A 15,687-nucleotide genomic window follows, 5' to 3' on the forward strand; every position below is an offset into this window, starting at 1 on the left:
ATGACTGTCACCCTGATCAAGACCATCGCAATGGAAGACGGTCTGCGCTTCGCTATCCGTGAAGGCGGTCGTACCGTCGGCGCCGGCGTCGTAGCAAAAATTATTGAATAAGTAGTTGATTTACTTGATCGGGCCGGTATAATGGCCGGCCTGATACAGCGTTATAGGTCAGTAGCTCAATTGGCAGAGCGACGGTCTCCAAAACCGTAGGTTGGGGGTTCGATTCCCTCCTGACCTGCCATTCACCTCGGTGTGATTGGCTTTCTTCTCACAGGATCCTCCCCGATGACGCCCAAGACTGAAGCCCAAGAATCGCGTTTTGATCTGTTCAAGTGGCTGGCTGTAGTGGCTTTGGTAGTCGTTGGCGTTGTGGGTAATCAGTATTACTCCGCCTCTCCAATCCTGTATCGCGTCCTTGCACTTCTCGCCCTGGCTGCTGTCGCAGGCTTCGTTGCTCTGCAGACTGCGAAGGGTAAGTCGTTCTTTGCGCTGGCGAAGGAAGCTCGTACCGAGATTCGTAAAGTCGTGTGGCCGACCCGCCAGGAAACCACCCAGACCACTCTGATTGTCGTGGCTGTCGTGTTGGTTATGGCACTGCTGCTGTGGGGTCTTGATTCCCTGCTCGGCTGGGCGGTCTCCTTGATCGTTGGCTAAAGGTGTCCCGTGGCTAAGCGTTGGTATGTTGTGCATGCTTACTCGGGTTACGAGAAGCATGTGATGCGGTCGCTGATCGAGCGCGTCAAGCTGGCTGGCATGGAAGACGAATTCGGCGAGATCCTGGTCCCGACCGAAGAAGTCGTTGAGATGCGCAACGGCCAGAAGCGCAAAAGTGAGCGCAAATTCTTCCCTGGCTACGTTCTGGTCCAGATGGAGATGAACGAAGGGACTTGGCACTTGGTCAAGGACACCCCTCGTGTGATGGGCTTTATCGGTGGTACCGCAGATAAGCCTGCGCCGATCACTGATAAAGAAGCTGAAGCTATCCTGCGTCGCGTGGCTGACGGTAGTGATAAGCCGAAGCCGAAGACGCTCTTCGAGCCGGGTGAAGTGGTTCGAGTCATTGATGGTCCGTTTGCTGACTTCAATGGTAGCGTCGAAGAGGTTAACTACGAAAAGAGTCGCCTCCAGGTGGCGGTGCTCATTTTCGGTCGCTCTACTCCGGTGGAGCTCGAGTTCAGCCAGGTCGAAAAGGTCTAGGCGGACAACGCATCCCATACCCCGCAGCCCTGTGTGCTGCGGGGTTTTGTCGTCACTGGGATAAAACGCAAGTCATCCGGGGAGCCATCTGGCGTTCGTACCCGATATTGGAGTAGCTCATGGCTAAGAAGATTCAGGCTTACATCAAGCTGCAAGTTAAGGCCGGCCAGGCCAACCCAAGCCCACCCGTTGGTCCAGCACTGGGTCAACACGGTGTGAACATCATGGAATTCTGCAAGGCCTTCAACGCCCGTACTCAGGGTCAAGAGCCAGGTCTGCCGACTCCAGTGATCATCACTGTTTACAGTGACCGTAGCTTCACTTTCGAAACCAAGAGCACCCCTGCTTCGGTTCTGCTGAAGAAGGCTGCTGGCCTGACCAGCGGTTCGGCTCGTCCGAACACTGTCAAGGTTGGTACCGTCAACCGTGCTCAGCTGGAAGAGATCGCCAAGACCAAGCAGGCTGATCTGACCGCTGCTGACCTGGACGCAGCTGTACGCACCATCGCTGGCTCTGCCCGCAGCATGGGTCTGAACGTGGAGGGTGTGTAATGGCTAAGCTGACCAAGCGCCAAAAGGCCATTGCTTCGAAAGTCGAAGCTGGCAAAGTTTACAACTTCGAAGAAGCAGCAGTGCTGCTGGCCGAACTGTCCACCGTGAAGTTCAGCGAGTCCTTCGACGTTGCCGTCAACCTCGGTGTTGACCCGCGTAAATCCGACCAGGTCGTTCGTAGCGCTACCGTGCTGCCACACGGCACTGGCAAGACCGTACGTGTTGCCGTCTTCACCCAGGGTCCTGCTGCTGAAGCCGCTCTGGCTGCTGGCGCTGACCGCGTAGGTATGGACGATCTGGCTGCCGAAATGAAAGGCGGCGACCTGAACTATGACGTCGTCATCGCATCGCCTGATGCAATGCGCGTTGTAGGTCAGCTGGGTCAGGTTCTGGGTCCGCGCGGCCTGATGCCTAACCCGAAAGTTGGTACCGTGACGCCAGACGTCGCTTCGGCTGTCAAAAACGCCAAGGCTGGTCAGGTTCGCTACCGTACCGACAAAAACGGTATCATCCACACCTCCGTTGGCAAGGTCGGCTTCGAAGCTGGCAAGCTGAAGGAAAACGTTGAGGCACTGATCGCTGATCTGAAGCGTATCAAGCCTGCTTCTTCGAAAGGTATCTACGTCAAACGCGTTACCCTGAGCACCACCATGGGCCCAGGCCTGGTCATCGACCAGAGCTCGCTGAACGCGTAAGACCGATGGTGGCGCGATTCGTCGCGCCACCAGCAAAAAATTGGGGTCCCTGCCTGGCGGGGGCTATCCAAGACCGTAGGCGGCGCAAGCCTTAAACCACAAGCCTACGCAGATGGTGCTCCCGATTCGTTACCGAATCAGACACCAAAACGACATCCGGCTTCGGCCAGATGAAACGGTAAAAACCAGGAGTAAACCCGTGGCAATTAAACTCGAAGACAAGAAGGCCATCGTCGCTGAAGTCAACGAGGCTGCCAAAGTCGCTCTGTCCGCTGTCGTGGCTGATGCCCGTGGTGTGACTGTAGGCGCAATGACCGGACTCCGTAAAGAGGCCCGCGAAGCTGGCGTTTACGTACGTGTCGTACGTAACACCCTGCTCAAGCGCGCTGTTGAAGGCACCGAATTCTCGATCCTCAACGACGCGTTCAAAGGCCCGACCCTGATTGCTTTCTCCAACGAACACCCGGGCGCTGCTGCTCGTCTGTTCAAAGAGTTCGCCAAGGGTCAGGACAAGTTCGAGATCAAGGCAGCTGCGTTTGACGGCAAGTTCCTTGCCGCTAACCAGATCGACGTGCTGGCAACCCTGCCAACTCGCGACGAGGCTATCGCACAGCTGATGAGCGTAATCCAAGGTGCAACCAGCAAGCTGGCTCGTACCCTGGCAGCTCTGCGCGACCAGAAAGAAGCTGCTGCTGCCTAAGGCACGCGCAACTCTTTCAAAATCATACGTTTAATTTGATGGCTGCGTAGGCTGTCACCCCAATACAGGATTTAAGTCATGTCTCTGACTAACGAACAAATCATCGAAGCGATCGGCCAGAAAACTGTTCTGGAAATTGTTGAACTGATCAAAGCGATGGAAGAAACCTTCGGCGTTACCGCTGCTGCCGCTGTTGCCGCTGGCCCAGCTGTTGCTGCCGCTGCTGCTGAAGAGCAGACCGAGTTCAACGTCGTTCTGACCGAAGCTGGCGACAAGAAAGTAAACGTGATCAAGGCCGTTCGTGAACTGACCGGTCTGGGCCTGAAAGAAGCCAAAGAGAAAGTCGACGGCGCTCCTCAGGTTATCGCTGAAGGCGTTTCGAAAGAAGCCGCTGAAGACGCGAAGAAGAAGCTGGAAGAAGCTGGCGCTAAAGTCGAGCTGAAGTAATCTCGACCTTGCGACTCCAGCCGGAGCGTTGAGCGAAGGCTGATGGCTGGTGGCTTATGCCACCGGCCTTTTTCCGTTATTGGTGGCCGATCAGGTCGGCCCCGATAACTGGCTGCAAGACACCCATGTGGGTGGCGCAAACCAAGAGGTTTGCACGATTTTCTGGCTGCTCCCGCCGGGAGAAGCCAAACAAGCAGGTGACCAAGCTGGGGAACGCTGATGGCTTACTCATACACTGAGAAAAAACGTATCCGCAAGGACTTTAGCAAGTTGCCGGACGTCATGGATGTGCCTTACCTCCTGGCCATCCAGCTGGATTCGTATCGCGAATTCCTGCAAGCGGGAGCATCCAAGGATCAGTTCCGCGACGTCGGCCTGCACGCGGCCTTCAAATCGGTATTCCCGATCATCAGCTACTCCGGCAATGCTGCCCTGGAGTACGTAGGCTATCGCCTGGGCGAACCAGCCTTCGATGTGAAGGAATGTGTCCTGCGTGGCGTGACCTTCGCGGTCCCACTGCGGGTCAAGGTGCGCCTGATCATCTTCGACAAGGAATCGTCGAACAAAGCGATCAAGGACATCAAAGAGCAAGAAGTCTACATGGGTGAAATCCCCCTGATGACTGAGAACGGTACCTTCGTTATCAACGGTACCGAGCGTGTGATCGTTTCCCAGCTGCACCGTTCGCCTGGTGTGTTCTTCGACCACGACCGTGGCAAGACGCACAGCTCCGGCAAGCTGCTGTACTCCGCTCGCATCATCCCTTACCGTGGTTCGTGGCTGGACTTCGAGTTCGACCCGAAAGACTGCGTGTTCGTCCGTATCGACCGTCGCCGCAAACTGCCGGCCTCGGTACTGCTGCGCGCCCTGGGTTACAGCACCGAAGAGGTTCTGAACACCTTCTACACCACCAACGTATTCCACGTATCCGGCGAGAAGCTGAGCCTGGAACTGGTACCGCAGCGTCTGCGTGGTGAAGTCGCGGTGATGGATATCCACGACGGTAGCGGCAAGGTCATCGTCGAGCAGGGCCGTCGTATCACTGCGCGCCACATCAACCAGCTCGAGAAGGCTGGGGTCAACCAGCTGGACGTACCGCTGGAATATGTCCTGGGCCGTACTACCGCCAAGGCCATCGTGCACCCGGCAACCGGTGAAATCCTCGCCGAGTGCAACACCGAGCTGACCACCGAGCTGATGATCAAGATCGCCAAGGCTCAGGTCGTCCGCATCGAAACGCTGTATACCAACGACATCGACTGCGGTCCGTTCATCTCCGACACCCTGAAGATCGACACCACCAGCAACCAGCTGGAAGCTCTGGTGGAGATCTACCGCATGATGCGCCCAGGCGAGCCGCCAACCAAGGATGCTGCCGAGACCCTGTTCAACAACCTGTTCTTCAGCGCCGAGCGTTACGACCTGTCCGCCGTAGGCCGCATGAAGTTCAACCGTCGTATCGGTCGCACCGAGATCGAAGGTTCGGGCGTGCTGAGCAAGGAAGACATCGTCGAGGTCCTCAAGACCCTGGTCGACATCCGTAACGGCAAAGGCATCGTCGACGACATCGACCACCTGGGTAACCGTCGCGTTCGCTGCGTCGGCGAGATGGCCGAGAACCAGTTCCGTGTTGGCCTGGTGCGCGTGGAGCGCGCGGTCAAGGAACGTCTGTCGATGGCTGAAAGCGAAGGCCTGATGCCGCAAGACCTGATCAACGCCAAGCCGGTAGCGGCGGCGGTGAAAGAGTTCTTCGGTTCCAGCCAGCTGTCGCAGTTCATGGACCAGAACAACCCGCTCTCCGAGATCACCCACAAGCGTCGTGTCTCTGCACTCGGCCCAGGCGGTCTGACCCGTGAGCGCGCTGGCTTCGAAGTCCGTGACGTACACCCGACCCACTACGGCCGTGTGTGCCCGATCGAGACTCCTGAAGGTCCGAACATCGGTCTGATCAACTCCCTGGCAGCCTATGCCCGCACCAACCAGTACGGTTTCCTGGAAAGCCCGTACCGCGTGGTGAAGGAAGGCGTGGTCAGCGATGACATCGTGTTCCTGTCGGCGATCGAAGAAGCGGATCACGTCATTGCACAGGCTTCGGCCGCAATGAACGAGAAGAAGCAGCTGATCGACGAGCTTGTTGCGGTCCGTCACCTGAACGAATTCACCGTCAAGGCGCCGGAAGACGTCACCCTGATGGACGTTTCGCCGAAGCAGGTTGTTTCCGTCGCTGCCTCGCTGATTCCGTTCCTCGAGCACGACGACGCCAACCGTGCACTGATGGGTTCGAACATGCAGCGTCAGGCTGTACCGACCCTGCGTGCCGACAAGCCGCTGGTAGGTACCGGCATGGAGCGCAACGTCGCCCGTGACTCCGGTGTCTGCGTGGTAGCTCGCCGTGGTGGTGTGATCGACTCGGTCGACGCCAGCCGTATCGTCGTTCGCGTAGCCGACGACGAAGTCGAAACCGGCGAAGCAGGTGTGGATATCTACAACCTGACCAAATACACCCGTTCCAACCAGAACACCTGCATCAACCAGCGTCCGCTGGTCAGCAAGGGTGATGTGGTTGCGCGTGGTGACATCATGGCCGACGGCCCGTCCACCGACATGGGTGAACTGGCACTGGGTCAGAACATGCGCATCGCGTTCATGGCGTGGAACGGCTTCAACTTCGAAGACTCCATCTGCCTGTCCGAGCGTGTTGTTCAGGAAGACCGTTTCACCACCATCCACATCCAGGAACTGACCTGTGTGGCGCGTGACACCAAGCTTGGCCCAGAGGAAATCACCGCGGACATCCCGAACGTCGGTGAAGCCGCCCTGAACAAACTGGACGAAGCCGGTATTGTCTACGTCGGTGCCGAAGTCGGCGCTGGTGACATCCTGGTCGGCAAGGTCACTCCGAAAGGCGAGACCCAGCTGACTCCGGAAGAGAAGCTGCTGCGCGCGATCTTCGGTGAGAAAGCCAGCGACGTCAAAGACACCTCCCTGCGCGTGCCGACCGGCACCAAGGGTACCGTCATCGACGTTCAGGTCTTCACCCGTGATGGCGTAGAGCGCGACAGCCGTGCCCTGGCCATCGAGAAGATGCAACTGGACGAGATCCGCAAGGACCTCAACGAAGAGTTCCGCATCGTCGAAGGCGCAACCTTCGAGCGTCTGCGTGCTGCCCTGAACGGCCAGGTGGTCGACGGTGGCGCGGGCCTGAAGAAAGGCACCGTGATCACTGACGAAGTGCTGGACGGTCTGGAGCATGGGCAGTGGTTCAAGCTGCGCATGGCTGAAGATGCACTGAACGAGCAGCTGGAAAAAGCTCAGCAGTACATCGTCGATCGCCGTCGTCTGCTGGACGACAAGTTCGAAGACAAGAAGCGCAAGCTGCAGCAGGGCGATGACCTGGCTCCGGGCGTTCTGAAGATCGTCAAGGTCTACCTGGCAATCCGCCGTCGCATCCAGCCGGGTGACAAGATGGCCGGTCGTCACGGTAACAAGGGTGTTGTCTCGGTGATCATGCCGGTCGAAGACATGCCGCACGACGCCAACGGTACTCCGGTCGACGTCGTACTGAACCCGCTGGGCGTACCTTCGCGTATGAACGTCGGTCAGATCCTTGAAACCCACCTGGGCCTCGCGGCCAAAGGTCTGGGCGAGAAGATCGACCGCATGATCGAAGAACAGCGCAAGGCCGCTGAACTGCGTACCTTCCTGACCGAGATCTACAACGAGATTGGCGGTCGTCAGGAAAACCTGGACGAGTTCTCTGACGAAGAGATCCTTACCCTGGCGAACAACCTGAAGAAGGGCGTGCCCATGGCCACTCCAGTCTTCGACGGTGCCAAGGAGCATGAGATCAAGGCCATGCTGAAACTGGCCGACCTGCCAGAGAGCGGCCAGATGGTGCTGTTCGATGGCCGTACCGGCAACAAGTTCGAGCGTCCAGTGACCGTTGGTTACATGTACATGCTCAAGCTGAACCACTTGGTGGACGACAAGATGCACGCGCGTTCCACTGGTTCGTACAGCCTGGTTACCCAGCAGCCGCTGGGTGGTAAGGCGCAGTTCGGTGGTCAGCGTTTCGGGGAGATGGAAGTGTGGGCGCTGGAAGCATACGGCGCGGCATACACCCTGCAAGAAATGCTCACAGTGAAGTCGGACGACGTGAACGGCCGTACCAAGATGTACAAGAACATCGTGGATGGCGATCACCGTATGGAGCCGGGCATGCCCGAGTCCTTCAACGTGTTGATCAAAGAGATCCGTTCGCTCGGTATCGATATCGATCTGGAAACCGAATAACACGTGACGCGAAGGGGAGTGGGCAGCTAATGCCCGCTCCCTGCTCCGCCAGGAGGAAAGGCCTTGAAAGACCTACTGAATTTGCTGAAAAACCAGGGTCAAGTCGAAGAGTTCGACGCCATCCGCATCGGTCTGGCGTCGCCTGAAATGATCCGTTCGTGGTCGTTCGGTGAAGTTAAGAAGCCGGAAACCATCAACTACCGTACGTTCAAGCCTGAGCGTGACGGCCTGTTCTGCGCCAAGATCTTTGGCCCAGTCAAGGACTACGAGTGCCTGTGCGGTAAGTACAAGCGCCTGAAGCACCGCGGTGTCATCTGCGAGAAGTGCGGCGTTGAAGTCGCCCTGGCCAAGGTTCGTCGTGAGCGCATGGCCCACATCGAACTGGCTTCGCCGGTTGCCCACATCTGGTTCCTGAAGTCGCTGCCGTCCCGGATCGGCCTGCTGATGGACATGACCCTGCGTGATATCGAGCGTGTTCTCTACTTCGAGAGCTATGTCGTTATCGACCCAGGCATGACCACCCTTGAAAAAGGCCAGCTGCTGAACGACGAGCAGTATTTCGAAGCGCTGGAAGAGTTCGGCGATGACTTCGATGCCCGCATGGGTGCCGAGGCTGTCCGCGAACTGCTGCACGCTATCGACCTGGAGCACGAGATCGGCCGCCTGCGCGAAGAGATTCCGCAGACCAACTCGGAAACCAAGATCAAGAAGCTGTCCAAGCGCCTGAAGCTGATGGAAGCTTTCCAGGGTTCGGGCAACCTGCCTGAGTGGATGGTCTTGACCGTCCTGCCAGTGCTGCCGCCGGACCTGCGCCCGCTGGTTCCGCTGGATGGCGGCCGCTTCGCGACCTCCGACCTGAACGACCTGTATCGTCGGGTGATCAACCGTAACAACCGTCTGAAGCGCCTGCTCGATCTGTCGGCGCCGGACATCATCGTGCGCAACGAGAAGCGCATGCTGCAGGAAGCGGTCGACGCCCTGCTGGACAACGGCCGTCGCGGTCGCGCCATCACTGGCTCGAACAAGCGTCCGCTGAAGTCGCTGGCCGACATGATCAAAGGTAAGCAAGGTCGCTTCCGTCAGAACCTGCTCGGTAAGCGTGTGGACTACTCTGGCCGTTCGGTAATTACCGTAGGTCCGACCCTGCGTCTGCACCAGTGCGGTCTGCCGAAGAAGATGGCTCTGGAGCTGTTCAAGCCGTTCATTTTCGGCAAGCTGGAAATGCGTGGTCTGGCGACCACCATCAAGGCTGCCAAGAAGATGGTCGAGCGCGAACTGCCAGAGGTGTGGGACGTTCTCGCCGAAGTGATTCGCGAACACCCCGTCCTGCTCAACCGTGCACCGACCCTGCACCGTCTGGGTATCCAGGCCTTCGAACCGGTTCTGATCGAAGGTAAGGCTATCCAGCTGCACCCGCTGGTCTGCGCCGCGTACAACGCCGACTTCGACGGTGACCAGATGGCCGTTCACGTGCCGCTGACCCTGGAAGCCCAGCTCGAAGCGCGCGCTCTGATGATGTCGACCAACAACATCCTGTCGCCAGCCAACGGTGAGCCGATCATCGTTCCGTCGCAGGACGTTGTACTGGGTCTGTACTACATGACCCGTGAAGCCATCAACGCCAAGGGCGAAGGTCGCGTGTTCGCTGACCTGCAGGAAGTCGACCGCGTATTCCGCGCCGGCGAAGCTGCCCTGCACGCGAAAATCAAGGTTCGTATCAACGAAACCGTGAAAGAGCGTGATGGCTCGGTGGTCAAGAACACCCGCATCGTCGACACCACTGTCGGCCGTGCGCTGCTGTTCCAGGTTGTACCGGCAGGTCTGCCGTACGACGTGGTCAACCAGCCGATGAAGAAAAAGGCGATCTCCAAGCTGATCAACCAGTGCTATCGCGTGGTTGGTCTGAAAGAGACCGTGATCTTCGCTGACCAACTGATGTACACCGGTTTCGCCTACTCGACCATCTCCGGCGTTTCCATCGGTGTTAACGACTTCGTTATCCCGGACGAGAAAGCCCGCATCATCGGTACCGCTACCGACGAAGTGAAGGAGATCGAGAGCCAGTACGCGTCCGGCCTGGTAACCCAGGGCGAGAAGTACAACAAGGTCATCGACTTGTGGTCGAAGGCGAACGACGAAGTGTCCAAGGCGATGATGGCCAACCTCTCGAAAGAGAAGGTCATCGACCGCGAGGGCAAGGAAGTCGAGCAAGAGTCCTTCAACTCGATGTACATGATGGCAGACTCCGGTGCGCGTGGTTCGGCCGCCCAGATCCGTCAGCTGGCCGGTATGCGTGGTCTGATGGCCAAGCCGGACGGCTCCATCATCGAGACGCCGATCACCGCGAACTTCCGTGAAGGTCTGAGCGTTCTGCAGTACTTCATCTCGACCCACGGTGCTCGTAAGGGTCTGGCGGATACTGCACTGAAGACCGCGAACTCCGGTTACCTGACTCGTCGTCTGGTAGACGTTGCCCAGGATCTGGTTGTGACCGAGATCGACTGCGGCACCGACCAGGGCCTGCTGATGACTCCGCACATCGAAGGCGGCGACGTTGTAGAGCCGCTGGGCGAGCGCGTATTGGGTCGTGTGATTGCCCGTGACGTGTTCAAGCCAGGCACCGAGGACGTCATCGTTCCGGCCGGTACCCTGGTCGACGAGAAGTGGGTCGAGTTCATCGAGCTGAACAGCATCGACGAAGTCGTCGTTCGTTCGCCGATCAACTGTGAAACCCGCTACGGCATCTGTGCCAAGTGCTACGGTCGCGACCTGGCGCGTGGTCACCTGGTCAACATCGGTGAAGCTGTCGGCGTTATCGCCGCTCAGTCGATCGGTGAGCCGGGTACCCAGCTGACCATGCGTACGTTCCACATCGGTGGTGCTGCAAGCCGTACTTCGGCTGCCGACAGCGTACAGGTGAAGAACGGCGGTATGGTGCGTCTGCACAACCTGAAGCAGGTTGAGCGTGCCGATGGCAACCTGGTCGCGGTATCGCGTTCCGGCGAGCTGGCCATTGCCGACGAGTTCGGTCGTGAGCGTGAGCGCTACAAGCTGCCTTACGGTGCTGTGATTTCGGTCAAGGAAGGTGACAAGGTCGAAGCTGGCGCCATCGTCGCCAAGTGGGACCCGCACACCCACCCGATCGTCACCGAGCTGAAAGGTACCGTGACCTTCGTAGGCATGGAGGAAGGCATCACCATCAAGCGTCAGACTGACGAATTGACCGGCCTGACCAACATCGAAGTCATGGACGTCAAGGATCGCCCTGCCGCAGGCAAGGAAATCCGTCCGGCCATCAAGATGGTCGACGCCTCTGGCAAGGATCTGTACCTGCCAGGTACCGACGTACCTGCTCAGTACTTCCTGCCGGCCAACGCCTTGGTTGGTGTGGCTGACGGCGCCCAGATCGGTGTTGGTGACGTTATCGCGCGTATCCCGCAAGAAACGTCCAAGACCCGTGACATCACCGGTGGTCTGCCGCGCGTTGCCGACCTGTTCGAAGCGCGCCGTCCGAAAGAAGCCTCGATTCTGGCAGAAGTCAGCGGCACCATCGCCTTCGGTAAAGAGACCAAGGGCAAGCGTCGTCTGGTCATTACCCCGACCGACGGTAGCGAGCCGTACGAAGAGCTGATTCCGAAGTGGCGCCACCTGAACGTCTTCGAAGGCGAACAGGTAAACCGCGGCGAAGTTATCTCCGACGGTCCGAGCGATCCGCACGACATCCTGCGTCTGCTGGGTGTGAGCGCGCTGGCGAAGTACATCGTCAACGAGATTCAGGACGTTTACCGTCTGCAGGGCGTGAAGATCAACGACAAGCACATCGAGACCATCCTGCGTCAGATGCTGCGCAAGGTCGAGATCTCCGAGTCGGGCGATTCCAGCTTCATCAAGGGCGACCAGATGGAACTGACCCAGGTACTGGTCGAGAACGAGCGTCTCGCCAGCGAGGACAAGTTCATCTCGAAGTTCACCCGCGTGCTGCTGGGTATCACCAAGGCGTCGCTGTCGACCGAGTCGTTCATCTCCGCGGCTTCCTTCCAGGAAACTACCCGCGTACTGACCGAAGCGGCGGTAACCGGCAAGCGCGATTACCTGCGCGGCCTGAAAGAGAACGTGGTCGTGGGTCGTCTGATCCCGGCTGGTACCGGTCTGGCGTACCACAGCGAGCGTAAGCGTCGCCGTGATGCCGACAAGCCGCTGCGTGTAAGCGCCAGTGAGGTGGAAGCCGCACTGACCGAAGCGCTGAACTCCAGCGGTAACTAAGTACAGGGCAGGGCCCCGGCAGTTCCTGAAGGTCATCGGTGACAGGATTTGTTACCGATGACCGGGCGGGGAGGGCCGGGGCCTCGTCTTGACTGGGTGCAAGATCCTCTTTAGACTTTTGTACCCTTAAATTTGGTGAGGCTCCGTCTCGCCAATTTTTGGCTTTTCTTGCAAGACAATAGCGTCGCAAGACAATCAGTGGAGCTAGTAGATGGCAACTATCAACCAGCTGGTACGTCAGCCGCGTAAGCGTATCGTCGAGAAATCCGACGTTCCTGCGCTGCAGAACTGCCCGCAACGTCGTGGCGTGTGCACCCGCGTGTACACCACCACGCCGAAAAAACCTAACTCGGCACTGCGTAAAGTATGCCGTGTGCGTCTGACCAACGGTTTCGAGGTTTCCTCGTACATCGGTGGTGAAGGCCACAACCTGCAAGAGCACAGCGTCGTTCTGATCCGTGGCGGCCGTGTAAAAGACTTGCCAGGTGTTCGTTACCACACCGTTCGCGGCTCTCTGGATACTTCGGGCGTCAAAGGCCGTAACCAGGGTCGTTCGAAGTACGGTACCAAGCGTCCGAAGTAATCGGCCGTTTGCAGACATCCAATTTTTTGAGTCGATAAGAGTAAGGTCGGGCAGGGGTCGAAGACCCACGTCCCGGGCTAACCTGAAGACCGTTTGAGGGCTTATCATGCCAAGACGTCGTGTAGCAGCAAAACGTGAGATCCTGGACGATCCGAAGTACGGATCCCAGATCCTCGCCAAGTTCATGAACCACGTGATGGAAAGCGGCAAGAAGGCCGTAGCCGAGCGCATCGTTTACGGTGCTCTGGATACCGTCAAAGCACGCAAGAACAGCGATCCCCTGGAAATCTTCGAGAAAGCTCTCGACGCCATCGCTCCGCTGGTCGAAGTAAAGTCCCGCCGTGTCGGCGGTGCCACTTACCAGGTTCCGGTTGAAGTTCGTCCGTCCCGTCGTAACGCTCTGGCAATGCGCTGGCTCGTAGACTACGCCCGCAAGCGCGGCGAGAAGTCGATGGCTCTGCGCCTGGCTGGCGAGCTGCTGGATGCTGCTGAAGGCAAGGGTGCTGCAGTCAAGAAGCGTGAAGACGTGCACCGTATGGCTGAAGCCAACAAGGCGTTCTCGCACTACCGCTTCTAATTCAAGCATCAATCTTTTTGCGAGGGCTTTATGGCTCGTACTACAGCAATTAACCGCTACCGTAACATCGGTATCTGCGCGCACGTTGACGCGGGCAAGACTACCACTACCGAGCGGATCCTGTTCTACACAGGCCTGAGCCACAAGATGGGCGAGGTGCATGATGGCGCCGCGACCACCGACTGGATGGTTCAGGAGCAGGAGCGCGGTATCACCATTACCTCCGCTGCTGTTACCACTTTCTGGAAAGGCTCCCGTGGTCAGTACGACAACTACCGCGTAAACGTCATCGATACCCCCGGCCACGTAGACTTCACCATTGAAGTAGAGCGTTCGCTGCGCGTACTCGACGGCGCGGTCGTCGTGTTCTGCGGTACCTCCGGCGTTGAGCCGCAGTCCGAAACCGTATGGCGTCAGGCCAACAAGTACGGCGTTCCACGTGTTGTCTACGTGAACAAGATGGACCGTGCTGGTGCCAACTTCCTGCGCGTTGTCGGCCAGATCAAGAACCGCCTGGGTCACACCCCGGTTCCAATCCAGCTGGCTATCGGTGCTGAAGACAACTTCCAGGGTCAGGTTGACCTGATCAAGATGAAAGCCATCTACTGGAACGAAGACGACAAGGGCACCACCTATCGCGAGGAAGAGATTCCTGCCGATATGCTGGAGCTGGCTGAAGAGTGGCGCGCCAACATGGTCGAGTCCGCTGCTGAAGCCAACGAAGAGCTGATGAACAAGTACCTCGAAGAAGGTGACCTGTCCGTCGAAGAGATCAAGGCTGGTCTGCGCGCCCGTACTCTGGCGAGCGAGATCGTGCCTGCGGTCTGCGGTTCTTCGTTCAAGAACAAGGGTGTTCCCCTGGTTCTCGACGCCGTTATCGACTTCCTGCCGGCTCCGACCGAGATCCCTGCTATCCAGGGTATCAACCCGGACGACGCCGACCTGGCCAAAGATGACCCGGCTGTTCGTCATGACGAGCGTCACGCTGACGACAACGAGCCGTTCTCGGCTCTGGCGTTCAAGATCGCTACCGACCCGTTCGTAGGTACTCTGACCTTCGTTCGCGTCTACTCGGGCGTTCTGAACTCCGGTGACTCGGTCATCAACTCGGTCAAAGGCAAGAAAGAGCGCGTTGGTCGTATGGTGCAGATGCACGCCAACCAGCGTGAAGAGATCAAGGAAGTTCGCGCTGGCGACATCGCGGCCCTGATCGGCATGAAAGACGTTACCACTGGTGAAACCCTGTGCGACGCTGACAAGCCAATCATCCTTGAGCGCATGGACTTCCCAGAGCCAGTGATTTCGCTGTCTGTTGAGCCGAAGACCAAGCAAGACCAGGAAAAAATGGGTATCGCACTGGGCAAGCTGGCTCAGGAAGACCCGTCGTTCCGTGTCAAGACCGACGAAGAGACTGGCCAGACCATCATCTCCGGTATGGGTGAGCTGCACCTGGACATCATCGTTGACCGCATGAAGCGCGAATTCAACGTTGAAGCCAACATTGGTAAGCCTCAGGTTTCGTACCGCGAGAAGATCACCAAGTCCGGCGTCGAGATCGAAGGCAAGTTCGTTCGTCAGTCCGGCGGTCGTGGTCAGTTCGGTCACTGCTGGATCCGCTTCTCCGAGCCGGATCAGGACGAAAAGGGCAACATCACCGAAGGCCTGGTCTTCACCAACGAAGTCGTTGGCGGTGTGGTTCCGAAGGAATACATCCCGGCGATCCAGAAGGGTATCGAAGAGCAGATGAAGAACGGCGTTGTCGCCGGCTATCCTCTGATCGGCCTGAAGGCTACCGTGTTCGACGGTTCGTACCACGACGTCGACTCCAACGAGATGGCGTTTAAGATCGCGGCCTCCATGGCGACCAAGCAGCTGGCCCAGAAGGGTGGCGGTGTTGTGCTTGAGCCGATCATGAAGGTTGAGGTAGTAACCCCTGAGGATTACATGGGTGACGTGATGGGTGACCTGAACCGTCGTCGTGGTCTGATCCAGGGTATGGATGACTCGGTCTCCGGCAAGGTTATCCGTGCAGAAGTCCCACTGGGAGAGATGTTCGGTTATGCGACCGACGTTCGTTCCATGTCTCAGGGTCGCGCAAGCTACTCCATGGAATTCTCCAAGTACTCCGAAGCTCCGTCGAACATCGTCGAAGCACTCGTTAAAAAACAAGGCTAATCCAGCCCTTTAGGCAAGAGGTTCACTGTCGTGGCTAAAGAAAAATTTGATCGTTCCCTTCCCCACGTTAACGTCGGCACCATCGGCCACGTTGACCACGGTAAGACCACTCTGACCGCAGCTCTGACTCGCGTCTGCTCCGAAGTTTTCGGTTCGGCAGTCGTTGAGTTCGACAAGATCGACTCGGCTCCGGAAGAAAAAGCGCG

At 58.1% G+C, this 15,687-nt stretch carries 14 protein-coding genes and 1 tRNA gene; all 15 read left to right on the forward strand.

The features are described 5' to 3' along the window. Positions 1–111, forward strand: a 111-nt coding sequence (locus tag H620_RS26630; RefSeq protein ID WP_080667851.1) for an EF-Tu C-terminal domain-related protein, incomplete at its 5' end; no start/stop codon positions are given. A gap of 54 nt (positions 112–165) precedes the next feature. Further along, positions 166–241: transfer RNA gene (locus H620_RS0118450), tRNA-Trp, on the forward strand. 44 nt (positions 242–285) lie between these two features. After that, complete coding sequence (gene secE / locus H620_RS0118455; protein ID WP_008089117.1) at positions 286–654, forward strand: preprotein translocase subunit SecE; 369 nt, start codon at positions 286–288, stop codon at positions 652–654. Between the two features lie 9 nt (positions 655–663). Then, complete coding sequence (gene nusG, locus H620_RS0118460) at positions 664–1,197, forward strand: transcription termination/antitermination protein NusG (protein WP_011531880.1); 534 nt, start codon at positions 664–666, stop codon at positions 1,195–1,197. Positions 1,198–1,316: 119 nt separating this feature from the next. Then, positions 1,317–1,748, forward strand: a complete 432-nt coding sequence (gene rplK / locus H620_RS0118465) for a 50S ribosomal protein L11 (RefSeq protein WP_023382638.1) — start codon at positions 1,317–1,319, stop codon at positions 1,746–1,748. Continuing rightward, positions 1,748–2,443: a 50S ribosomal protein L1 gene (rplA, locus tag H620_RS0118470; protein WP_023382637.1), complete on the forward strand. Its 696-nt coding sequence runs from the start codon at positions 1,748–1,750 to the stop codon at positions 2,441–2,443. Before rplK ends, rplA begins: the two co-directional genes overlap by 1 nt. A 199-nt stretch (positions 2,444–2,642) precedes the next feature. Further along, positions 2,643–3,143: a 50S ribosomal protein L10 gene (rplJ, locus tag H620_RS0118475; protein ID WP_003257082.1), complete on the forward strand. Its 501-nt coding sequence runs from the start codon at positions 2,643–2,645 to the stop codon at positions 3,141–3,143. A 78-nt stretch (positions 3,144–3,221) separates the two neighbouring features. Next, positions 3,222–3,590 carry a 50S ribosomal protein L7/L12 gene (gene rplL, locus H620_RS0118480; RefSeq protein WP_011531883.1) on the forward strand — a complete coding sequence of 123 codons (369 nt, stop codon included), beginning with the start codon at positions 3,222–3,224 and terminating at the stop codon, positions 3,588–3,590. Between the two features lie 49 nt (positions 3,591–3,639). Next, entirely contained in the window at positions 3,640–3,810 is a 171-nt protein-coding gene (locus tag H620_RS26990) for a hypothetical protein (protein ID WP_023382636.1), read from the forward strand. After that, positions 3,810–7,883 (forward strand): DNA-directed RNA polymerase subunit beta, encoded by a 4,074-nt coding sequence (gene rpoB, locus H620_RS0118490; protein WP_023382635.1) that lies wholly within the window; start codon positions 3,810–3,812, stop codon positions 7,881–7,883. The genes H620_RS26990 and rpoB overlap by 1 nt, the downstream gene beginning before the upstream one ends. A gap of 63 nt (positions 7,884–7,946) precedes the next feature. Then, a complete protein-coding gene (rpoC, locus tag H620_RS0118495; protein WP_023382634.1) occupies positions 7,947–12,146 on the forward strand; it encodes a DNA-directed RNA polymerase subunit beta' in 4,200 nt (1,399 codons plus the stop codon). A 211-nt stretch (positions 12,147–12,357) separates the two neighbouring features. Next, positions 12,358–12,729 (forward strand): 30S ribosomal protein S12, encoded by a 372-nt coding sequence (rpsL, locus tag H620_RS0118500; protein ID WP_003186084.1) that lies wholly within the window; start codon positions 12,358–12,360, stop codon positions 12,727–12,729. 106 nt (positions 12,730–12,835) lie between these two features. Continuing rightward, entirely contained in the window at positions 12,836–13,306 is a 471-nt protein-coding gene (rpsG, locus tag H620_RS0118505) for a 30S ribosomal protein S7 (RefSeq protein ID WP_003246741.1), read from the forward strand. A 30-nt stretch (positions 13,307–13,336) separates the two neighbouring features. After that, complete coding sequence (fusA, locus tag H620_RS0118510) at positions 13,337–15,481, forward strand: elongation factor G (protein ID WP_023382633.1); 2,145 nt, start codon at positions 13,337–13,339, stop codon at positions 15,479–15,481. A 30-nt stretch (positions 15,482–15,511) separates the two neighbouring features. Further along, the coding region (locus tag H620_RS26635; RefSeq protein WP_236223339.1) for a GTP-binding protein at positions 15,512–15,687 on the forward strand (176 nt) is incomplete at its 3' end.

The sequence above is a fragment of the Pseudomonas taiwanensis DSM 21245 genome (assembly GCF_000425785.1).
Taxonomy (GTDB): domain Bacteria; phylum Pseudomonadota; class Gammaproteobacteria; order Pseudomonadales; family Pseudomonadaceae; genus Aquipseudomonas; species Aquipseudomonas taiwanensis.